Origin of the sequence: Salibacterium lacus, assembly GCF_042684865.1 — a bacterium.
Taxonomy (GTDB): Bacteria; Bacillota; Bacilli; order Bacillales; family Marinococcaceae; genus Salibacterium; species Salibacterium lacus.
The window spans coordinates 767,743-788,321 of record NZ_JBHUML010000002.1 but is presented as its reverse complement, the minus strand read 5'-3'; the positions used below and the strand labels follow the sequence as shown (position 1 = coordinate 788,321).

General features: G+C 49.1%; 20 protein-coding genes. All 20 read left to right on the top strand.

Translation table 11 applies throughout. From position 1 onward, the window contains the following. Window positions 1–4 precede the first annotated feature (4 nt). The 20 genes from ACFSUB_RS04850 to ACFSUB_RS04755 all read left to right on the top strand — a co-directional run bounded on the left by ACFSUB_RS04850 (window position 5) and on the right by ACFSUB_RS04755 (window position 20,568). Window positions 5–640, top strand: a complete 636-nt coding sequence (locus ACFSUB_RS04850) for a chemotaxis protein CheC (protein ID WP_380712060.1) — start codon at window positions 5–7, stop codon at window positions 638–640. After that, complete coding sequence (locus ACFSUB_RS04845) at window positions 637–1,140, top strand: chemotaxis protein CheD (RefSeq protein WP_380712059.1); 504 nt, start codon at window positions 637–639, stop codon at window positions 1,138–1,140. Before ACFSUB_RS04850 ends, ACFSUB_RS04845 begins: the two co-directional genes overlap by 4 nt. 85 nt (window positions 1,141–1,225) lie before the next feature. Next, entirely contained in the window at window positions 1,226–1,996 is a 771-nt protein-coding gene (locus ACFSUB_RS04840; RefSeq protein ID WP_380712058.1) for a FliA/WhiG family RNA polymerase sigma factor, read from the top strand. 115 nt (window positions 1,997–2,111) lie between these two features. Next, window positions 2,112–3,494: a DUF342 domain-containing protein gene (locus tag ACFSUB_RS04835; RefSeq protein ID WP_380712057.1), complete on the top strand. Its 1,383-nt coding sequence runs from the start codon at window positions 2,112–2,114 to the stop codon at window positions 3,492–3,494. Between the two features lie 33 nt (window positions 3,495–3,527). After that, the gene (locus ACFSUB_RS04830; protein ID WP_380712056.1) at window positions 3,528–3,839 is read left to right on the top strand and encodes a hypothetical protein; all 312 of its coding nucleotides are present in this window, start codon (window positions 3,528–3,530) and stop codon (window positions 3,837–3,839) included. Window positions 3,840–3,849: 10 nt separating this feature from the next. Beyond that, on the top strand, window positions 3,850–4,353 hold the full coding sequence (locus tag ACFSUB_RS04825) for a DUF6115 domain-containing protein (protein ID WP_380712055.1): 504 nt from the start codon (window positions 3,850–3,852) through the stop codon (window positions 4,351–4,353). 156 nt (window positions 4,354–4,509) lie between these two features. Continuing rightward, entirely contained in the window at window positions 4,510–5,304 is a 795-nt protein-coding gene (rpsB, locus tag ACFSUB_RS04820) for a 30S ribosomal protein S2 (protein ID WP_380712054.1), read from the top strand. A gap of 145 nt (window positions 5,305–5,449) precedes the next feature. Next, window positions 5,450–6,331, top strand: coding sequence for a translation elongation factor Ts (gene tsf / locus ACFSUB_RS04815; protein WP_380712053.1), 882 nt, complete (start codon window positions 5,450–5,452; stop codon window positions 6,329–6,331). A gap of 158 nt (window positions 6,332–6,489) precedes the next feature. Continuing rightward, window positions 6,490–7,209 (top strand): UMP kinase, encoded by a 720-nt coding sequence (gene pyrH, locus ACFSUB_RS04810; protein ID WP_245736858.1) that lies wholly within the window; start codon window positions 6,490–6,492, stop codon window positions 7,207–7,209. Then, window positions 7,209–7,766, top strand: coding sequence for a ribosome recycling factor (gene frr, locus ACFSUB_RS04805; protein ID WP_380712052.1), 558 nt, complete (start codon window positions 7,209–7,211; stop codon window positions 7,764–7,766). The genes pyrH and frr overlap by 1 nt, the downstream gene beginning before the upstream one ends. A 167-nt stretch (window positions 7,767–7,933) precedes the next feature. Next, complete coding sequence (locus ACFSUB_RS04800) at window positions 7,934–8,695, top strand: isoprenyl transferase (RefSeq protein WP_380712051.1); 762 nt, start codon at window positions 7,934–7,936, stop codon at window positions 8,693–8,695. 14 nt (window positions 8,696–8,709) lie between these two features. After that, a complete protein-coding gene (locus ACFSUB_RS04795; RefSeq protein WP_380712049.1) occupies window positions 8,710–9,510 on the top strand; it encodes a phosphatidate cytidylyltransferase in 801 nt (266 codons plus the stop codon). A 42-nt stretch (window positions 9,511–9,552) separates the two neighbouring features. Further along, window positions 9,553–10,701, top strand: coding sequence for a 1-deoxy-D-xylulose-5-phosphate reductoisomerase (locus tag ACFSUB_RS04790; protein ID WP_380712047.1), 1,149 nt, complete (start codon window positions 9,553–9,555; stop codon window positions 10,699–10,701). 13 nt (window positions 10,702–10,714) lie between these two features. Beyond that, window positions 10,715–11,977, top strand: a complete 1,263-nt coding sequence (gene rseP, locus ACFSUB_RS04785; protein ID WP_380712046.1) for an RIP metalloprotease RseP — start codon at window positions 10,715–10,717, stop codon at window positions 11,975–11,977. Between the two features lie 56 nt (window positions 11,978–12,033). Then, the gene (locus ACFSUB_RS04780; protein WP_380712045.1) at window positions 12,034–13,737 is read left to right on the top strand and encodes a proline--tRNA ligase; all 1,704 of its coding nucleotides are present in this window, start codon (window positions 12,034–12,036) and stop codon (window positions 13,735–13,737) included. Window positions 13,738–13,768: 31 nt separating this feature from the next. Continuing rightward, window positions 13,769–18,067, top strand: coding sequence for a PolC-type DNA polymerase III (locus ACFSUB_RS04775; protein WP_380712044.1), 4,299 nt, complete (start codon window positions 13,769–13,771; stop codon window positions 18,065–18,067). A 187-nt stretch (window positions 18,068–18,254) separates the two neighbouring features. Then, on the top strand, window positions 18,255–18,725 hold the full coding sequence (rimP, locus tag ACFSUB_RS04770; RefSeq protein WP_380712043.1) for a ribosome maturation factor RimP: 471 nt from the start codon (window positions 18,255–18,257) through the stop codon (window positions 18,723–18,725). A gap of 55 nt (window positions 18,726–18,780) precedes the next feature. After that, window positions 18,781–19,974: a transcription termination factor NusA gene (nusA, locus tag ACFSUB_RS04765; RefSeq protein ID WP_380712042.1), complete on the top strand. Its 1,194-nt coding sequence runs from the start codon at window positions 18,781–18,783 to the stop codon at window positions 19,972–19,974. A gap of 19 nt (window positions 19,975–19,993) precedes the next feature. Next, window positions 19,994–20,269, top strand: coding sequence for an RNase P modulator RnpM (gene rnpM, locus ACFSUB_RS04760; RefSeq protein WP_380712041.1), 276 nt, complete (start codon window positions 19,994–19,996; stop codon window positions 20,267–20,269). Beyond that, window positions 20,266–20,568, top strand: a complete 303-nt coding sequence (locus tag ACFSUB_RS04755; RefSeq protein ID WP_380712040.1) for a L7Ae/L30e/S12e/Gadd45 family ribosomal protein — start codon at window positions 20,266–20,268, stop codon at window positions 20,566–20,568. The genes rnpM and ACFSUB_RS04755 overlap by 4 nt, the downstream gene beginning before the upstream one ends. Window positions 20,569–20,579: the final 11 nt, after the last annotated feature.

Below are 20,579 nucleotides of genomic sequence, written 5' to 3'. Positions count from 1 at the left end.
TGTTATGACAGATATTAATCACATTCAGCCGGTGCATCTGGACGCTCTGCAGGAAGCCGGCAATATCGGGGCCGGCAATGCGGCAACAGCATTATCCCAATTGCTCAACAAAAAAATCGATCTCCATGTTCCTTCTGTAAGGATGGTGGATTTTCAAGCGATGCAGGCCATAGCCGGCGGCGAAGAAGAAGTGGTGGCAGCTGCCTTTTTACGGATAACGGGAGAAGCCCCGGGAAGCATGTTTTTTATCCTGCAGAAAGAAGAAGCCGAGGAGCTTGCTTACACATTGACAGGCAGGAAGGTAAATATTATTGATGATTCGTTCGATGAGCTGGCAGCGTCTGCACTCAGAGAACTCGGCAATATACTGGCAGGTGCCTATCTTTCCGCGCTGGCCGACTTCACCGGCCTCTCCATGCAGCCGTCGGTACCTTCGCTGGCAGTTGACATGGCAGGCGCCGTCATTAGTGAAGGGCTGCTGGAGGTTTCCACCAAAGGAGATCATGCGATTGTCATCGACACGGAGATGGAAGAGGCAGAGAGCAGCGATTCGGATGCCGTCACCGGCCAGTTTTTTCTGCTTCCCGATCCAAAAGCGTTTGAGAAAATATTTAAATCCCTCGGAGTCGAATGGTCATGACGAAATTAAAAGAAGATCAAGTGATAAAAGTAGGAATGGCGGACTGGAAAACGGCCGAAGCGCCGGAAAAACTGCGGACGTCCGGGCTTGGTTCCTGTGTCGGTGTGGTCATCTACGAAGAAAGCCGAAAAATCGCCGCTATGGCTCATATTATGCTTCCGGATTCATCGATGGCAGGAACCCGTTCGCTGCAAAGAGCAAAATTTGCTGATACGGCACTGGAAGACGTGCTGGCCTGGTTTCAGGAAAAGGGGTGCAGATGCCACCGTCTTCAGGCGAAACTGGCAGGCGGTGCGCAGATGTTTTCATTTTCCGAGGGCAGTGAGATGATGAGAATCGGCCCCAGAAACAGTGAAGCAGTAAAAATGTTCCTTGAGCACAACGGCATCCCTGTAAAGGGTGAAGATACAGGCGGAAGCAAAGGACGTACGATTGAATTCAATATCATGGACAGCAGTCTGTTCATCCGAACGGTGAGCCAGGGAAAAACCATCATCTAAGACATGACAATAGAGAAAAAATCAAACGCTGCAGTAAATGAAAGAAATCAGAGCAGGACTCATCAACATAGAGAGGAGGGCATTCATGATGAATCCCGGATCATCAGAACACAAAGAGTGGTGGGACAGGTGGCTTTACAAGGAAGACGAGACAGCGGCTGACAAATTGGTGGAAGCGTATATGCCGCTTGTGAAGTATCACGTGCAGCGTATAGGTTCCGGTCTTCCGCGGAATGTAGCCAAAGAAGAATTGATGAGCCATGGAATGAGCGGGCTGTACGATGCCATGAAAAAATTCGATGTCTCCCGTAATCTGAAATTTGATACGTATGCCTCCTTCCGCATCCGGGGCGCCATCATCGACGGCCTGCGGCAGGAAGACTGGATGCCAAGATCTCTGCGTGACAAATCCAAGAGAATAGAAGAAACGATGGAGGAGCTCGAGCAAAGACACGGAAGATACGTTTCCGAAGACGAAGTCGGCCACGTTCTCGATATGAACGGCGAAGAGGTGCGTAAAGTCGTGACAGAGACGTTTTTTGCGAATATGCTCTCGATTGATGAAGAAACACCAGAAGGAGAAAGGGAGGAAACATATAGAGCTTCCATTGAAGATACATCATCCCCGTCTCCGGAAGATATTCTCGTCCAATCTGTTTCTGTGTCGGAACTGGCGGAAGTCATGGAGCAGCTGTCGGAAAAAGAGAAAACGGTTGTTGGTCTTTTTTATCAGGAGGAGTTGACATTGACCGATATTGGGGAAGTTATGGGGCTTTCCACCTCCAGAATCTCGCAGATTCATTCAAAAGCATTGTTCCGGCTGAAACAGGCTCTTCTTAAAAAAGATAATCTTTGATATAATCAGAACAATTACAGGATGAAGGATGTAGGACTGTCCTGTTATACAAAGAACAATATCCAAAAGAGCCGGACGGCTAAAAAGGAAATTTTCAGACAAAAGGCGGATGGGTATGGAAACTTACAGAGTTCGTGATTATTTTCAGTTGACGACAGCAGAAAATAAATTATCTGCTGTCGTAGATGCGCTTTCGCCTCCGGAAGATGCTTCCTGGAGCACGGAGGAATGGATGACTTTCCTGGAGGAAGAAGGAATTACATATGGAATACTGGAAAAAAACATCGAACGGTTAGGCAGCGACCCTCTTTCTGTAGTATATCCGCTGGAGGTTGCACGCGGCACGCCTCCTGCAAACGGAACTTCCGCTTATATTGAACCCGCACGTTTTGACAAAGAAGAAAGAGAAGAGGAAGATCCGGCGGAAATGGATCTGAAAAATGTCATCCATATAGCAATGGTGGAAGCTGGAGCATATACCGGCAGAAAAGTGGAAGCAGAGCCCGGGTCGGACGGAATCGGGGTGGATGGAAGCGATTTGAAGGCAAAAACCGGGAAGGATTTTGCGCTTCGGGCCGGAAAAAACACGAGGGTGGAAGGAAACGACATTTATGCTGTACAGGCCGGCCAGGTGAGTGTCCGGAAAAAGACCATTCATGTCAATCCCTTATACGAGGTGAAAGGCGATCTCGATCTGAAAACCGGCAATATTGATTTCACCGGCAATATTATGGTCCGCGGGAATGTTCCTTCCGGCTTTGAACTGAAAGCGCAAGGGGACATCCGGGTGCTTGGCACTGTCGAAGCTGCCGTACTGCAGGCTTCCGGTTCGATATTTATCAACGCCGGCGTCAACGCCCGGAACAAAGGAAGTATCGACGCGGGTCACAGCGTTCATGCGACCTATTTGAATGAAGCCGATGTCAGCGCAGGCGCAGATATTGTTGTCAAACAGACGGTTATGCACAGCCGGTGCACAGCCGGCGGCAGTCTGATATGTAATCAGGGCAGAGGACTCGTCATAGGCGGCATCATTTCGGCCGTTCATGAAATCAACGTGAACGAAGCGGGCAATGCCATGAACACACCTACTTCTTTTTATATTGGTGCCACCCATGGATTTGTTGAACGCAGAAGGCAGCTTGAGCAGGCATTGTATGAAGCGAAAGAAGAAAGCACGAAAGTCTCCGATCTTTTGAAAACGATACAAAGTAAGGAAGAAAACGGTGCCTCTCTTTCTTCGAAGGAACGTGTCATGAAACTCCGGGCCAGAAACACGCTCGAGGCGGCTAAAGACAAAGCTCGAAACGCGGCTGAAGAGTTGGAGGAACCGGCCTATGTTTCCCCGAACCCTGAAAGTGGTATAATAAGAGTGGCAAAAACCCTTCACTCCAATGTAGACGTCCATTTCGGCAAATACCGGAGAGTGATGAACAAATCACATGACCGGGCCGTTGTTTCTATGGAGGAAGGGGAAATTACACTGAACGTCACGTGATGGGTGATGATTTGGTAAAAGGAGGCGGAAGCCATGAGCTGGAAAGCAGTGGAACTTCAGGTTGCCCTCCCGAGAACCCAGGATGCAGGAAAACTTCAAGAGCAGCTTCAGCAGCGGGGGCAGGCTGCCCAGGACCGGATGGCAGCTGAGGGGGAAAAAGAACAGGAAAAACTACGCACACAGGCGCCCGGCTCAGCGGAGTCGGAACAAAGCCGCCTGCAGAGCGGGGACGGGGAACGCTTTCCGGTTAGAGAAGAGCGTCTGTCCCACGCGGCTGGAATGGAAGAAGGAAAGAACAGGCTGAATCACCCCTTTAAGGGAAGATTAATCGACATCACAGGTTAGGATGGAAAACATGACCCTTGTAGTACTTGTGTTCAGTTTGGCGCTCCATGCTCTCACTTTTTTTGTATTGGTGCGTTTTTACTCGCACATACAGAATGTAAAAGATGAACGGCGTCAGCTGCACGGCATGCGTGAAGATCTGGAAGAGATACTGCGGCAGTATACAGAAGAAATCAAACAGGAAAATCAGGAGTTGAAAGATTCTCTGCATTCCTCCGCTGATCAAAACGCCGAATCAGCGGCAGCACACGAAGCACCGGCTCCTGTGGAAAAAGATTCCGCACCCCTTCATGTCCCGCAGAAAGGGGTGGAAGAAGCTGTTAAAAAAGCGGAAAATCACGAAGCAGAACACCGTTTTTCTCCGCCGCCGGCACCTGGTGAAGACCAGATGGAAACGTCAAATCAGGCAAAAGTCCTTTCTCTTTCTGCCCGTGGTTACACGAGAGACGAGATTGCCAAAGAGCTTGGGATCGGCAAAGGGGAAGTGGATCTGTTTCTGAAATTTTACCAATAAATCATCGTTCTATTCTTGCTTCCCTGCGGGCCGTATGATATATTTATTCACGGTGTTACTACACACGCCTCGCTGATTCAGAAGGAGGTGCCCGCAAGACCGGGTCCTGTCTGGAAACGAAGCAGGCGGAGGAAAAACCATAAGGAGGATTTAAGAATGGCAGTTATATCCATGAAACAACTGCTTGAAGCAGGGGTGCACTTCGGTCATCAGACACGCCGTTGGAACCCGAAAATGAACCGTTACATCTTTACAGAAAGAAACGGCATCTACATCATCGATCTGCAGAAGACGGTGAAAAAGGTGGAAGAAGCGTATAATTACGTCCGCGACATCGCAGCAGACGGCGGCACTATCCTTTTCGTCGGTACAAAGAAACAGGCGCAGGATTCTGTGCGTGACGAAGCGAAGCGTTCCGGTATGCATTATATCAACCAGCGCTGGCTTGGCGGCACGCTCACCAACTTTGCGACGATCAGAACACGTATTGCCCGCCTGAAAGACATCGAGAGAATGGAAGAAGACGGTACATTTGATGTACTTCCGAAAAAAGAAGTAATGCTTCTTCGTAAGGAGATGGATCGTCTTGAGAAGTTCATCGGAGGCATTAAGGAAATGAACGGCCTCCCGGATGCTCTCTTTATTATTGATCCTCGTAAAGAACGTATTGCCGTTGCGGAAGCACACAAACTGGACATTCCGATTATCTCGATCGTTGATACCAACTGTGACCCGGATGAGATTCATAAAGTAATCCCCGGTAATGATGACGCGATCCGTGCGGTGCGTCTTCTGACTTCCAAGATGGCCGACGCGGTCATTGAAGCGACTCAGGGCGCTGCGGAAGAACCGGCACAGACCAAAGAAGAGCCGGCACAGGCTGCTGAAGCGCAGAACGAGCCGGAAGCAGAAAAAGAAACAGAACAAAGTGGGGAAGAAAGCCTTTCCTGATTTTCAGAAACACGCGTGTTTAAACGGTACGTGTTTTTGGCTGCCGCAAAGGGTGATAAAAGGGGAGAGCCCTTTTTTCACCCTTTTTCTTGACCGGCGGTCTGATATAAAAGCAATGTGGATAGAAATAAAGGAGGAATAACGCATGGCGATTACAGCCGGCATGGTAAAAGAACTTCGTGAACAGACAGGTGCAGGGATGATGGATTGCAAAAAAGCCCTGAGTGAAACAGATGGCAGCATGGAAGAGGCAGTAAACTACCTTCGCGAGAAGGGCATCTCCAAAGCACAGAAAAAAGCAGACCGCGTTGCGGCTGAAGGATTGACATACGTAACAAGCAGCGGGAACAAGGCCGTTATTGTAGAAATCAATGCGGAAACGGACTTTGTTGCGAAAAATGAAAATTTCCAGAACATGGTTAAATCGACAGCTGACTTCCTTCTTGAAAACGAACCGTCTGATGTAGAGAGCGCTCTTTCGTCGGAAGTGGAAGAAGGAACAACACTTGAAGGGTACATCAATGATCAGATCGCAAAGATTGGAGAAAAAATCTCCCTCCGCCGCTTTCAGGTTATTCATAAAGACGATAATGCAGTGTTTGGCGAATACCTTCACATGGGAGGAAGCATCGGTGTGCTTTTACTGGCTGAAGGTACGACGGATCACACGATTGCCAAAGACCTCTCCATGCACGTTGCTGCCGTGAATCCTTCGTATGTTTCCAGAGACGAAGTATCTTCTGAGGAAATAGAACAGGAGCGCGAAGTTCTCAAACAGCAGGCGCTGAACGAAGGAAAGCCGGAAAACATCGTGGAAAAAATGGTGGAAGGGCGTCTTAACAAATACTTTGAACAGATCTGCCTGCTTGATCAGGAATATGTAAAAGACACGGAACAAAAAGTGGAACAGTTCCTGAATGACCAAGGCGTTACTGTCAAAACGTTTATACGTTATGAAGTCGGAGAAGGCATCGAAAAGAAAGAAGACAATTTCGCCGAAGAAGTCATGTCCCAGGCGAAAAAATAAAACAGCAGAACAGGAGGCTGAAAGGCAGTGTACTGTGTGCCTTTTTCTCCTGAATGGCAGGGGTGGAGCGTTCATCCGTGGGAAAGAGCGCTCAGCCCCTTCTTTATGGTGTTTTTCAGCACCGATCTGCATGACTACATAGGGAAACGGGGGATAAAGTGGATCAATATAACAGAGTTATTTTAAAACTGAGCGGGGAGGCTCTTGCAGGAGAGCAGGGCTATGGAATCGACCCGAATGTGATACAATCCATTGCCACCCAGATCAAAGAGATTGTAGAATTGGGGGCAGAAGTTGCTGTCGTCGTAGGCGGGGGCAATATATGGCGGGGCCTGGCCGGCAGTGCCGAAGGAATGGACAGGGCAACAGCAGACTATATGGGGATGCTTGCCACTGTTATGAACTCCCTGGCTCTGCAGGACAGTCTCGAAGACAATGAAGTGGAAACACGAGTGCAGACATCCATTGAAATGAGACAGGTGGCAGAGCCTTATATACGCCGCAAAGCCATCCGCCATCTGGAAAAAAAGCGGGTCGTCATCTTTGCAGGCGGCACAGGGAATCCGTATTTCTCCACGGATACAACGGCAGCGCTGCGGGCAGCCGAAATAGAAGCGGAAGTTATTTTAATGGCAAAGAACAGAGTAGACGGCGTATACGATGCCGACCCTTCCTACGATGTCAACGCGAAAAAATATCATGAGCTCACGTACCTGGATCTATTGAACAGCAGCCTGAATGTGATGGACTCGACCGCTTCCACGCTGTGTATGGACAATGATATTCCACTGCTAGTGTTTTCGATTATGGAAGAAGGAAATATTAAAAAAGCGGTTCTCGGTGAAGATATCGGAACTGTCATCAGGGGGAAAGAATAATGTCCAATGAGAAATTAAAAGAAACCGATGAAAGAATGCAGAAATCTGTGGATTCTCTTCATAAAGAGATTGCTACGCTGCGTGCCGGCCGTGCCAATCCATCGATGCTTGATAAAGTGATGGTAAATTACTACGGCATGGATACGCCGTTGAATCAGCTGGCGACAATTTCTGTTCCGGAAGGACGGCTTTTGGTCGTTACCCCTTTTGATAAATCATCAATCGGTAGTATCGATAAAGCGATTCAAAAAGCGGATCTGGGTCTTTCCCCAAGTAATGACGGTAATGTCATCCGCATCAACGTCCCTGCCTTAACCGATGAGCGCCGTAAAGAATTGAAAAAGCTCGTTAACAAATATGCCGAAGAGGCCCGGGTTGCTGTCCGCAATATCCGTCGTGACGTCAATGACGAATTCAAAAAGCAGGAAAAACAGGGCGATATACCCGAAGACGACCTGCGCAAACTGCAGGATGAAGTGCAGAAACTGACGGATAAGCATATCGGCTCTATTGATAAGGCAGCGGAGAATAAAGAGCAGGAAATTATGGAAGTTTAATGCCGTCCACGTTATAATGAAAGCATGACGACAACCCTCTTTCCATCAGAGGGTTTTTTTTCACCGTTTGTTTAATGCCTGAAGCGTTTTCAGGTATACAGCGTGTATGAAAAAGAATACAATTATACATAGAAACGTCAACATTAATAAAGGCTGGTGTCCTGATAATGGATCAATTTTTCTCCCGTAAGGAAAAGAGTTCTGAAAGTCATCCTAATCTTCCTGATCAGGACAATATTCCTTCTCATATCGCCATTATCATGGATGGAAACGGCCGGTGGGCCAAGAGCAGAGGGCTGCCACGTTCAGCCGGTCACCGGGAAGGACTGAAAACGATAACAGAAGTCGTTGAAAAATCGGGTGAAATAGGCGTTGATTATTTAACGCTGTATGCTTTTTCCACAGAAAACTGGAAACGTCCGAAAACAGAAGTTGAATTTCTTATGAAGCTGCCGGAACGTTTTCTTCATAAAGAACTGCCCCGTTTAAAGAAAAACAATGTGCAGGTGAAGACGATCGGAGATCCCTCCGTGCTCCCTCAGCATACCCGCCGGGCTGTTGAAAAAGCAGTGCAGGAGACAGCCGGAAACACCGGGCTGATACTCAACTTCGCGCTGAACTACGGCGGCCGCCAGGAACTCGTCGAAGTAGTGCGGGATTTTGGTGAAGAAATACGTAACGGCACTTTGCAGCCGGACGATATAACAGAGGAAATGCTGTCCGGGAGATTGTTGACCAAAGATATCCCGGATCCTGATCTTTTAATCAGAACGAGCGGAGAAATCCGTCTCAGTAATTTTATGCTGTGGCAGCTCGCTTACAGTGAGTTCTGGTTTACCGATGTATTGTGGCCGGATTTCACAGGGTCTGATTTAGTAGAAGCCGTGCAGCGTTATCAGCAGCGCAAACGCCGCTACGGCGGTGTTTAATTGGAGGACCTGACATGAAGCAGCGATTGATTACAGGGATTGTAGGAGCGCTTGTCTTTCTGATCATCACCGTTCTTGGAGGATGGGTGTTCAACCTTGCTGTTGCAGGGGTTGCCTCCATTGCCCTGCATGAACTTCTTAAGATGAAACACATCAAAACATTTTCCATGATGGGCTGTATCAGTTACGTCTTCATGTGGGTTCTGCTGGTGCCTGATACCTGGCTGCAGCCGACGTTTCTGTCCGGAATTCCCAAAGTGGAACTTTTTTTAATGATGATTATATTTCTACTGGCTTTAACGGTTGTTACGAAAAATTCCTTTACTTTTGATGAAGCCGGTTTTGTCATTTTGTCTTCGGTTTATGTCGGTTATGGATTCTATCACCTTCTTATTACGAGAAATATAGAGGAAAACGGACTCGTATTGGTATTTCTCGTTTTATTTATCATTTGGGCAACGGACACCGGTGCTTTTTTTGTCGGAAAGCAGTGGGGAAGGTACAAGCTTTGGCCGGAAATCAGCCCCAAGAAAACGATAGAAGGGTTTCTGGGGGGCATTGTGACAGCCGGTGTAACAGGAGCCGCTTTTCACCACTTTTTCCCGGTTTTTGATTCGTGGTATGTATTGACCCTGTTTATTATTGTTACGGCTGTATCCGGACAGCTCGGTGACCTTGTCGAATCAGCGCTGAAACGTCATTACGCTGTGAAAGATTCCGGGAAGGTGCTTCCGGGACACGGCGGGATTCTGGACCGTTTTGACAGTCTGATTTTTGTACTTCCTGTGCTTCATTTCTTACAGTTTTTCGGATAATTCAAGAAGCTGATGATCATTTCAGCGTAACGAGGAGGAAATATGAAAAATATAGCACTCATTGGATCCACCGGCTCGATCGGCCGGCAGACGCTTGATATCGTCCGGAAACATCCGGAATCATTCCGGATTCTTTCTCTTGCCGCCGGCAGAAATGTAAATACGTTGATGGAACAGATTGAAGAGTTCAAACCGCTTACTGCTGCAGTGGAACGAAAAGAAGACGCGGAGTATATCCGGGCCAGAGTAGATGGAAATACGACCGTCCACTACGGGAAGGAAGGCCTGATTGCAGCCGCAGTCCCGGGTGGCGGAGACCTTCTTATGAACGCCGTCGTTGGAAGTATGGGACTTGAACCGACGCTGCAGGCAATAGAGGCAGGCATGGATATCGGGATTGCCAATAAAGAAACCCTGGTTACGGCAGGGCATATTGTGACGGAAAAGGCCGCCAGACATGAGGTGCAGCTGCTGCCGGTGGACAGTGAACACTCTGCCGTGCAGCAGAGCCTGGAAGGAAATTCACTGAAAGAAGTGGACAGAATTATTCTGACCGCTTCCGGCGGGAGTTTCCGGGATAAAACAAGAGAACAGCTCCGCGGCGTTACAGTAGAGGACGCGCTCCAGCACCCGAACTGGAACATGGGGGCCAAAATTACGATAGACTCCGCAACGATGATGAATAAAGGGTTTGAGGTCATTGAAGCCCACTGGCTGTTTAATATGCCCTATGATGCGCTCGATGTTGTTCTTCATAAGGAAAGCATTATTCATTCCCTTGTGGAATACCGGGATAAAAGTGTGATCGCCCAGCTCGGTTCTCCGGATATGAGAGTGCCGATTCAATATGCTCTTTCCCACCCCGAAAGGCTTGAATTAGACGATACAAAAAGGTTAAACTTATGGGAAACAGGAGCGCTGCATTTTTCGAAACCGGACTTCCAGCGGTACAGGTGTCTCCAGTTTGCCTATGATGCCGGCCGGGAAGGCGGCACGACGCCGGCGGTGTTAAACGCTGCCAATGAAGAAGCCGTTGCCGCATTTCTGCAGGGAGACATAACATTTCTTTCGATTGAAGACAGAATAGAAGAGGCGCTCGAGCGTCACCAAAAAATGGACAATCCGGATCTTGCGGCCATACTGGAAACAGATGAAGAGACAAGGGCGTACGTGCGCTCTCGAATAAAGTGAAGGTGGGAAAAACGTGGATACTTTTATAGCTGTCGTCATTATGTTCGGGGTTCTGGTCGCTGTCCATGAATGGGGTCATCTTTACGTTGCCAAAAAAGCAGGGATTTTATGCCGCGAATTCGCCATTGGGTTCGGCCCGAAAATATTTACGACCAAGCGGAATGAAACCGTATATACCGTACGTCTTCTGCCCCTCGGCGGTTTTGTCCGTATGGCAGGAGAAGACCCGGAAGAGGTCCAGATTAAACCGGGGTATGAAATAGGTCTTGTTTTCCAGGGAGACGGCAGAGTGCAGCAGATTATTGTGAACAATAAATCAAAGCATCCTGAAGCAAAAGTGGTTTCTGTAGAACGGATTGACCTGGAAGAGCGTCTTTTTATTGAAGCCTATGCTGATGAAGAAGAAGGACTGCAGACGTTTCACGTTGACGAGAAGTGTGATTTGATCGTAGACGAACAGCCGGAACAGATTGCGCCGCTGAACCGACAATTCCGTTCCAAATCACCGCTGCGCAAAGCCCTGGCTATATTCGCCGGGCCCTTCATGAATTTCATTCTTGCGTTTGTCGTGTTTATACTTCTTGGCATGATCAACGGAGTGCCGCAGGACCAAGCAGCGTTTGGCGAACTTAATGCTGACAGCCCCGCGAAAGAAGCCGGTATGCAGCAGGGGGATGAAATCACCTCGATAGCCGGTCAGCCGGTGGATAGCTGGCAGGAAATGACCTCAGTTATCCAGGAGCATCCCAATGAGGAAATCAACGTTGAATTCACCCGCAGCGGCGAGCAGTTGTCAGCCTCGGTAGAAACCTACTCGCGTACGATTGAAGCTACAGGAGAGGAAGTCGGCATGGTCGGAGTTCGTGCTCCTGTCGACCACGCTGTATTGGGAGCTGTGCAGTACGGCGGAGATCAGGTCATCCAGGTGACAACGGTGATCGTTGATACGCTCAGTATGATATTTACGGGGGATTTCTCCCTGGACTTTGTTTCAGGCCCTGTTGGTATCTATAACTACACAGGCGAAGCAGCGTCCATGGGGATGGTCGTTCTTATTCAGTTCGCGGCAATGCTCAGCGTGAACCTCGGCATTGTCAATCTTCTGCCGCTTCCGGCTCTTGATGGCGGAAGACTGTTATTTATAGGATACGAAGCAATCCGCGGGAAACCCGTGGACCCGCAGAAAGAAGGAATGATTCACTTCTTGGGATTTGCACTGCTTTTTCTCCTTATCTTGGTCGTCACCTGGAATGACATCAATAATTTCTTCCTTTAACTTGGAAGTGGAGGGAATCATTTTTCGTAAATCATAGATGAAAGAGGGTCTTTGTTATGAGACAACAATTTCTTTTCAGCCCGACCTTGCGGGATATGCCGCAGGGAGCGGATATTCCAAGCCATCAGCTGATGCTGAGAGCAGGGCTTATCCGGCAGACGGCTTCGGGCATATACTCTTATCTTCCGCTCGGCAGGAGAGTGCTTAATCACGTCGAGGAAATCATCCGGGAGGAAATGGATAAGAGCGGAGCCCAGGAGATTCTGATGCCCGCCGTGCAGCCATCAGAACTGTGGGAGGAATCCGGCCGCCTCAATGATTATGGTCCGGAGCTGATGCGTTTGAATGACCGTAATGAGCGGCAGTTTGTTCTGGGACCGACTCACGAAGAAGTCATTACAAGTCTCGTGCGGGATGAACTGAACAGCTACAAAAAACTTCCGGTCAATCTGTATCAGATTCAGACGAAATACCGGGATGAGCGCCGGCCGCGTTTTGGTGTACTCCGGTCGAGAGAATTTATCATGAAAGATGCGTACTCGTTTAATCCGGACACGGAAAGCCTGGCTCGCAGCTATGACGCTATGTATGAAGCGTATTCCAATATATTCAGGCGCTGTGGTCTTGATTTCCGGGCTGTAAAAGCCGATGCCGGGGCCATCGGCGGTAAAGGCGGCACCCATGAATTTATGGTGCTGTCTGACGTAGGAGAAGACACCATTGCTTACTCGGATGCATCAGATTACGCCGCCAATCTTGAAATCGCGGATCTCCCCGATACATTTACCGAAAGCGCTGTGCCGGATGAAGAAGTAAAGAGTGTACATACACCGGACGTGCGCTCTATGGACGAGGCAGCAACATACCTCTCCATTCCGCATGACCGGCTTATCAAGTCGGTTCTGTTTATCGTGGACGAGGAACCTGTGCTGTTTATATGCCGCGGCGACCATGAATTAAATGATATCAAAATCACAAATGCACTGGATGCTGAAACCGTAAGACCGGCAGACGAAGAGGAAATCCGCAGCCTGTTTGGGACAGAACCAGGTTTTATCGGTCCTGTGGGTGCTTTTGATAAGGTGAACGTCATGGCCGATTATGCAGTAAAGGGTCTGTCTTCGGGTGTGTGCGGAGCAAATGAAACCGATACCCATCTGCTGCACGTTCATCCCAGGCGTGATATGAACATCGATCAATACGGCGATTTCCGGTTTGTTAAAGAAGGGGATCCAGCGCCGGACGGAGAAGGTACCATTCAGTTTGCCAAAGGCATTGAAGTGGGACATGTCTTCAAACTCGGAACCAAATACAGTGAAGCGCTCGGTGCTTTTTATCTGGATGAAAACGGCAGCTCCCGTCCGCTTTTGATGGGGTGTTACGGCATTGGAGTGAGCCGTACGCTGGCGGCAGTTATTGAGCAGCATCATGATGAAAATGGACTGATCTGGCCGCAGAGTGTGGCACCGTTTGATCTGCATCTGCTCGTTCTGAATTCAAAACAGGAAGACCAGATGGATCTTGGCGAAAAGCTTTATGAGATTCTGCGGGAGCAGGGATATGACGTGCTGTTTGATGACCGGAAGGAAAGAGCCGGAGTGAAATTCAAAGATGCCGATCTCGTCGGACTTCCGGTTAGGATAACGTGCGGAAAAAAAGCAGGAGACGGCATTGTAGAAGTGAAAGAGAGAAGAACAGGTGAGATGGAAGAAGTACACGCCGACAATCTGGCGGACTATCTTTCTTCCTTATTCAGCTGATGATCGTCTCTAAACTGGAAGGGGGGTTTTCATGACGGAAGAAGAACAGAAAATCAGAAAAGAACGGTTTCAGCTTTTGATGGAACAGATAGGAATGCCAAAAGATCAGGTGCAGGCTTATCTGCAGGACGGAAGCATTCAGAAGCTTACCATCAATAAAGAAGATCAGACGTGGCACTTCCAGCTGCAATTATACAGCCATCTTCCCTATACTGTCTTTGCCGGAATACAGGAACGTATCACGCAGGCCTTCCGCCACATCGCTTCTGTTCGGTTTTCCATCACGTATGAATCCGGTCCGCTACCGATGGATGTTCTTCCGGAGTACTGGCCGTCCATTATTGATCGTCTTCACGGCATTGCTCCTTATCTGCGTCAGCGGCTGAACGGCGGGAAACCGGCGGTGGAAAATGGCAGCCTCGTCATCCCTTCCAAAAATGAGGCGGAAGGAACCATGTTTGAGAGGAAACTGCAGGAACCGCTGAATGAGGTCCTGCAGTCTCTTGGTTTTGCACCGTGCCGGATCACCACCACGGTGGAGCATTCGGAGGAAGAAGCAGCCCGTTTTGAAGAAAAAAAGAGACAGGAAGACCAATCCAAAGTTGTCGAAGCGATGATGGAAAAAAAGAAACAGGAACAGCAGAACGCACAGGAGCAGAGCGTCCGGAAACTGCAGATCGGCTATCCTGTCAAAGACGAGCCCGCTCCGCTTGAAACAATCCAGGAAGAAGAACGCCGTATGACGGTGCAGGGATATGTATTTGAAGCGGAAACCCGTGAACTTCGAAGCGGCCGCACGCTGCTTACTTTCAAAATAACGGATTATACCGATTCCATTCTCATTAAAATGTTTTCGCGCGACAAAGAAGATGTCCCCCAGCTTCAGGCCGTGAAAAAAGGAATGTGGCTGAAAGCCCGCGGCGGTGTACAGAATGATACCTTTGTCCGTGACCTGGTCATGATTGCCAACGACGTGGTGGAAGTAGACCCTTCAAAGCGTCAGGATGACGCGGAAGATAAAAGGGTGGAACTGCATGCCCATACCGTGATGAGCCAGATGGACGCTGTAACGACCGCCTCCCAGTACGTGGAAAAAGCTGCGGAATGGGGCCATGAAGCAGTCGCCATCACCGACCATGCCGTCGTTCAGTCGTTTCCTGAAGCTTACGACGCCGGAAAGAAACATGGAGTGAAAGTGCTTTACGGCATGGAGGCCAATCTTGTTGATGACGGTGTTCCGATTGCTTACAACGAAGCCGACCGGGTACTTGCTGATGATACGTATGTCGTGTTTGACGTCGAGACGACCGGATTATCTGTTGTGTATGACACCATCATCGAACTTGCCGCCGTCAAAGTGAAAGACGGGGAGATTATCGACCGTTTCGAATCGTTTGCCAACCCGCACGAAAAACTGACCGCGACGATCACGGATTTGACCGGCATCACCGATGACATGCTGGAAGGGCAGCCGGAAGTGGAAGATGTTCTCCGCGACTTCCATACATTCAGTTCTGATGCGGTGCTGGTCGCGCACAATGCATCTTTTGATATGGGATTTTTGAATGAAGGGTACAAAAAAGCAGGACTGGAAAAAGCGCAGAACCCGGTAATTGATACGCTCGAACTCGGCCGCTTTCTGTATCCGCATCTTAAAAATCACCGCCTGAATACACTGTGTAAAACCTTTGACATTGAGCTGGTGAGCCATCACCGTGCCATTTATGACGCGGAAGCAACCGGCTATCTGCTCTGGAAAATGATAAAAGACGCCCTTCAGGAGGATTTGTCACTGCACCGCGATCTGAACCGGAATATGGGCCGGGGCGATTTTCACCGTCTCCGCCCTTCACACTGTACATTGATTGCGCGGACCCAGGAAGGGTTGAAAAATCTCTATCAGCTTGTTTCCCTTTCCCATGTCAACTATTTTCACCGGACACCGCGGATTCCGCGTTCCAAGCTGCAGCAGCACCGTGAAGGACTTCTTGTCGGTTCGGCGTGCGACAAGGGGGAAGTGTTTGAGACGATGATGCAGAAATCGTGGGAGGATGCAAGAAATGCAGCCGCCTTCTACGATTACCTCGAAGTACAGCCGCCTTCCAATTATGCTCATCTCGTGGAAAAAGAGCTCGTAAAAAGTGAAGATGCGGTGCATGATATCATCCAAAAAATTGTTCAGCTCGGAAAAGAACTCGACAAACCGGTGGCAGCTACCGGCAATGCCCATTACATTGAACCGGAGGAGCATATTTACCGGAAAATCCTGATCGCTTCCCAGGGAGGGGCAAATCCTCTCAACAAGCAGACTCTTCCGGATGTCTGGTTTAAAACGACACAGGAAATGCTGGACAGCTTTTCCTTTTTAGGACAAGAAGAAGCGGCAGAGCTTGTTGTTCATACACCGAAAAGGTTGACCGAACAGGTGGAAGACCTTCAGCCGGTGCCCGATGAGCTGTATACTCCGAACATCGAAGGGTCCGACCAGGAAATACGGGACATGTGCTATAACAAGGCCCGCCGTATCTACGGAGAAGAACTGCCCCAGCTTGTGGAAGAGAGGCTTGAAAGAGAGCTGGAAAGTATTATTGGAAACGGATTTGCCGTTATTTATCTCATATCGCAGAAACTTGTAACAAAATCACTGGAGGATGGCTACCTCGTCGGCTCCCGGGGATCGGTCGGCTCTTCGTTTGTTGCGACGATGACCGACATCACAGAAGTAAATCCACTTCCCCCGCATTACGTATGCCCCTCCTGCCGGCATTCCGAGTTTTTTAATGACGGATCAGTCGGTTCCGGCTTCGACCTGCCGGTAAAGAATTGCGAGGCATGCGGCGAGGTGTATACAAAAGATGGGCATGACATCCCCTTTGAGACGTTCCTTGGATTTAAAGGGGATAAAGTCCCTGATATTGATTTGAACTTCTCCGGGGATTATCAGCCGACTGCCCATAATTACACAAAAGAGCTGTTTGGCGAGGATCGTGTCTACCGCGCAGGAACAATCGGCACCGTCGCTGACAAAACCGCGTACGGCTTTGTTAAGGGATACCAGCAGGATATGGAGGCCCATTACCGCGGGGCGGAAATTGATCGTCTCGTCTCCGGCTGTACCGGGGTGAAACGGACGACCGGCCAGCACCCGGGAGGAATCATCGTCGTGCCTGATGAATACGATATCCACGATTTCAGCCCGATTCAGTTTCCAGCTGATGACAAAGATTCAGAGTGGAAAACGACGCATTACGATTTCCATTCCATCCATGACAATCTGCTGAAGCTCGATATTCTCGGCCACGATGATCCAACGGTCATCCGTATGCTCCAGGATTTAAGCGGTATTGACCCGAATACAATTCCGGTCGATGATGATGAGGTAATGAAAATTTTCAGCGGGCCGGAAGTACTCGGCGTGACACCGGAACAAATCAAGTGTCAATCAGGAACGTACGGCATTCCCGAGTTCGGCACCCGCTTTGTGCGGCAGATGCTGGAAGAAACCAACCCTTCCACATTTTCCGAACTGGTGCAGATTTCCGGTCTTTCCCACGGGGCCGACGTGTGGCTTGGCAACGCCGACGAATTAATACGAAGCGGCACGTGCGAACTGAAAGACGTTATCGGATGCCGGGACGATATTATGGTTTATTTGATCTACAAAGGAGTCGAGCACTCCCTTGCCTTTAAAATCATGGAATACGTGCGCAAAGGAAGAGGGCTGCAGGACGAGTGGGTGGAAGAAATGAAGAAAAACGGAGTGCCGGACTGGTACATTGAGTCATGCCTGAAAATCAAGTACATGTTCCCCAAAGCCCACGCGGCTGCGTATGTATTGATGGCGGTCCGGATCGCTTATTTCAAAGTTCACCATCCGATTCTCTTCTACGCTGCCTACTTCACCGTAAGGGCCGATGATTTTGAAATACCAACCATGGTGAAGGGCGGCGCTTCGATCCGTGCAAGAATTGAAGAAATCCAGGCCAAAGGAATGGAAGCCCCGCCCAAAGAGAAAAGTCTTGTCACGGTGCTGGAACTGGCGCTTGAAATGTGTGAACGCGGCTACTCTTTCCAGAAGGTGGATCTGTACCGTTCCAAAGCAAGTGAATTCGTCGTGGACGGAGACAGTCTTATTCCTCCGTTTGATTCCCTTGATGGTGTCGGCACCAATGCTGCGCGGAACATAGTGAAATCCCGGGAAGACGGAGAATTTCTGTCGAAAGAGGACTTGCAGCAGCGGAGCCGGGCAACGAAGACCGTTATTGAACACCTCGATCTGCACGGTTGTCTGGATGGACTGCCGGAATCCAATCAGCTCTCCCTTTTCTAAGGAAGCTCGAAGCAGCAGGCCTGTCTTGCATTTCCATGCATACTGTGATAACATGATTGCAGATACCTCGTATAAGCACGTCCGGAGAAGAGTGGGTTTTAGCCCACTCTTTCGTTTTGCCCGCCGCCCCGGAACGGGGACTGTGCGGGATGAACCGGTCATGGCAGTGAAGCAAAGGAGGCAGGCGATGAGTAACAGGATAATAGAGCAGGCATCCGGGATAGCAGAACCGATTGTGGAAGAAATGGGACTGGAGCTTGTGGATGTTGAATATAAACAAGAGGGAAAACACTGGTTTTTGAAAGTGTACATTGATGGAGAAAACGGCGTGGATATTGAAGACTGCGGCAGTGTGAGTGAAAAACTGGGTGAGGCACTGGATCATGAGAATATCATTCAGGGAGCCTATTATCTCGACGTTTCCTCACCGGGAGCCGAGCGTCCGTTGAAAACGAAAAAAGACCTGCACCGTGCTGTAGGAAAGCATGTGTATGTAACGACGTACGAAGCGGTGGACGGCGGGAAAGCCTTTGAAGGCACACTTTCGGACTTTGATGAAGAACGGCTCAGCATCGAAACAACCGAAAAGCAGAAAACCGTCACCTATGACGTACCATACGAAAAAGTAGCAAAAGCGAGACTGGCAATCCAATTTTAGAAGACCACAGCTTCACTACGGGGCTGCGGCAGGTGTAAGGGGGAAACCGATACTCATGAACAGTGATTTTATGGACGCGCTGTCCACACTGGAAACGGACAAGGGAATTGAAAAGGAAATTATTATTGAAGCCATCGAAGCAGCGCTTATTTCCGCCTATAAACGAAATTTTAACCAGGCTCAGAATGTGCGGATTGATATCGACCGTGAAGATGGCACGATCCGCGTGTTTGCACGCAAAGAAATCGTCGAGGAAGTATTTGATCCGAGGCTGGAGATAGCTCTTGAAGAGGCTCAGACGATGGATCCCAACTATGATCTGGATGATATTGTCGAGCTGGAGGTCACGCCGAAGAACTTTGGAAGAATCGCGGCTCAGACGGCAAAACAGGTAGTGACCCAAAGGGTTCGGGAAGCAGAACGAGGTATTATATATTCTGACTTTATTGATCGTGAAGAAGATATCATGACAGGGATCGTCCAGCGTCAGGATCACCGGTTTGTTTATGTAGATCTCGGTAAAGTGGAGGCGCTTCTTCCGCAGGGCGAACAGATGTCGAATGAAGCATACCGGCACAATGACCGTCTCAAAGTGTATATCACTAAAGTGGAAAAGACGACAAAAGGGCCGCAGATACTCATTTCCAGATCCCACCCGGGGCTTTTGAAACGTTTGTTTGAACTGGAAGTACCGGAGATTCATGATGGTACGGTGGAAATTCTCTCTGTCGCAAGGGAAGCCGGGGATCGTTCCAAAATTTCAGTACATGCCGAAGATCCGGAAGTCGATCCCGTTGGATCCTGTGTAGGACCCAAGGGACAGCGGGTACAGACCATTGTAAATGAACTTAAAGGCGAAAAGATAGACATTGTTCATTATTCAGAGGATGTGTTTGATTACGTAACGAACGCGCTCAGTCCTTCCAAGGTACTGGACGTCAAAGTGGACGCCGAGGACAAAAGCACGCTCGTGATCGTACCGGATTACCAGTTGTCGCTTGCTATCGGTAAACGCGGACAAAACGCGAGACTGGCTGCGAAACTGACCGGCTGGAAAATTGACATCAAGAGTGAATCCGAAGCACTTGAAAGTGGTCTGTATGATCCCGAGAATCCTTCATACGGAGCACGCGGCACACTGCCTTTGGAAATAATGGAAGAGACACCGGAAGAAGATGATGAGTTTTTCGCGGTGGATCCTGAAGAAGAAGAGCCTGAACAGGAAATCGACGACGACGAAGAATACTGATGTCAGAAAGGGCGAGAGGATGGCGAAAAAAAAGAAGCCGATAAGAAAATGCATTGTGACGGGAAGCACTGCTGAAAAGAAGGAATTAATCCGCGTGGTGCGAAGCCCGGAAGGTGAGGTATTTGTAGACCCCGGTGGAAAAAAGAACGGCCGCGGCGCCTATCTTACAAACAGCGATGAGTGTTTTCTGGAGGCCAAACAAAAAGATGCTCTTTCCCGCCATTTGAACATCAAGGTAACCGGAGAGGACTATGATCGTCTGCTGGAGGAACGCAGGAAAGGAATAAAACGATGACAACATCGATATATTCGTTTTTAGGCCTGGCCGCTAAAGCAGGCAGAGTGAAGACAGGTGAGGGAGTCGTTTTGGACGGAATCAGAAACCAGACTCTGTTTCTCGTGCTTATTGCCGGAGATGCTTCACCGAATACGACAAAAAAATTTAAAGACAAATCCAGTTATTATCAGATTCCTGTTTATATTACCGGAGACCGCCAGCGGCTTGGCACCTCCGTCGGTAAAGAAAGCCGAGTACTTATCGGTATTACAGACAAAGGTTTTGCAGAAAGGCTGATGACAATGCTGGATGAATAAAGGTGGAGGTT

Coding starts and splice junctions, on each gene's coding strand:
- ACFSUB_RS04850 (WP_380712060.1), top strand. CDS start 5: ATGACAGATATTAATCACATTCAGCCGGTGCATCTGGACGCTCTGCAG.
- ACFSUB_RS04845 (WP_380712059.1), top strand. CDS start 637: ATGACGAAATTAAAAGAAGATCAAGTGATAAAAGTAGGAATGGCGGAC.
- ACFSUB_RS04840 (WP_380712058.1), top strand. CDS start 1,226: ATGATGAATCCCGGATCATCAGAACACAAAGAGTGGTGGGACAGGTGG.
- ACFSUB_RS04835 (WP_380712057.1), top strand. CDS start 2,112: ATGGAAACTTACAGAGTTCGTGATTATTTTCAGTTGACGACAGCAGAA.
- ACFSUB_RS04830 (WP_380712056.1), top strand. CDS start 3,528: ATGAGCTGGAAAGCAGTGGAACTTCAGGTTGCCCTCCCGAGAACCCAG.
- ACFSUB_RS04825 (WP_380712055.1), top strand. CDS start 3,850: ATGACCCTTGTAGTACTTGTGTTCAGTTTGGCGCTCCATGCTCTCACT.
- rpsB (WP_380712054.1), top strand. CDS start 4,510: ATGGCAGTTATATCCATGAAACAACTGCTTGAAGCAGGGGTGCACTTC.
- tsf (WP_380712053.1), top strand. CDS start 5,450: ATGGCGATTACAGCCGGCATGGTAAAAGAACTTCGTGAACAGACAGGT.
- frr (WP_380712052.1), top strand. CDS start 7,209: ATGTCCAATGAGAAATTAAAAGAAACCGATGAAAGAATGCAGAAATCT.
- ACFSUB_RS04800 (WP_380712051.1), top strand. CDS start 7,934: ATGGATCAATTTTTCTCCCGTAAGGAAAAGAGTTCTGAAAGTCATCCT.
- ACFSUB_RS04795 (WP_380712049.1), top strand. CDS start 8,710: ATGAAGCAGCGATTGATTACAGGGATTGTAGGAGCGCTTGTCTTTCTG.
- ACFSUB_RS04790 (WP_380712047.1), top strand. CDS start 9,553: ATGAAAAATATAGCACTCATTGGATCCACCGGCTCGATCGGCCGGCAG.
- ACFSUB_RS04780 (WP_380712045.1), top strand. CDS start 12,034: ATGAGACAACAATTTCTTTTCAGCCCGACCTTGCGGGATATGCCGCAG.
- ACFSUB_RS04775 (WP_380712044.1), top strand. CDS start 13,769: ATGACGGAAGAAGAACAGAAAATCAGAAAAGAACGGTTTCAGCTTTTG.
- rimP (WP_380712043.1), top strand. CDS start 18,255: ATGAGTAACAGGATAATAGAGCAGGCATCCGGGATAGCAGAACCGATT.
- nusA (WP_380712042.1), top strand. CDS start 18,781: ATGAACAGTGATTTTATGGACGCGCTGTCCACACTGGAAACGGACAAG.
- rnpM (WP_380712041.1), top strand. CDS start 19,994: ATGGCGAAAAAAAAGAAGCCGATAAGAAAATGCATTGTGACGGGAAGC.
- ACFSUB_RS04755 (WP_380712040.1), top strand. CDS start 20,266: ATGACAACATCGATATATTCGTTTTTAGGCCTGGCCGCTAAAGCAGGC.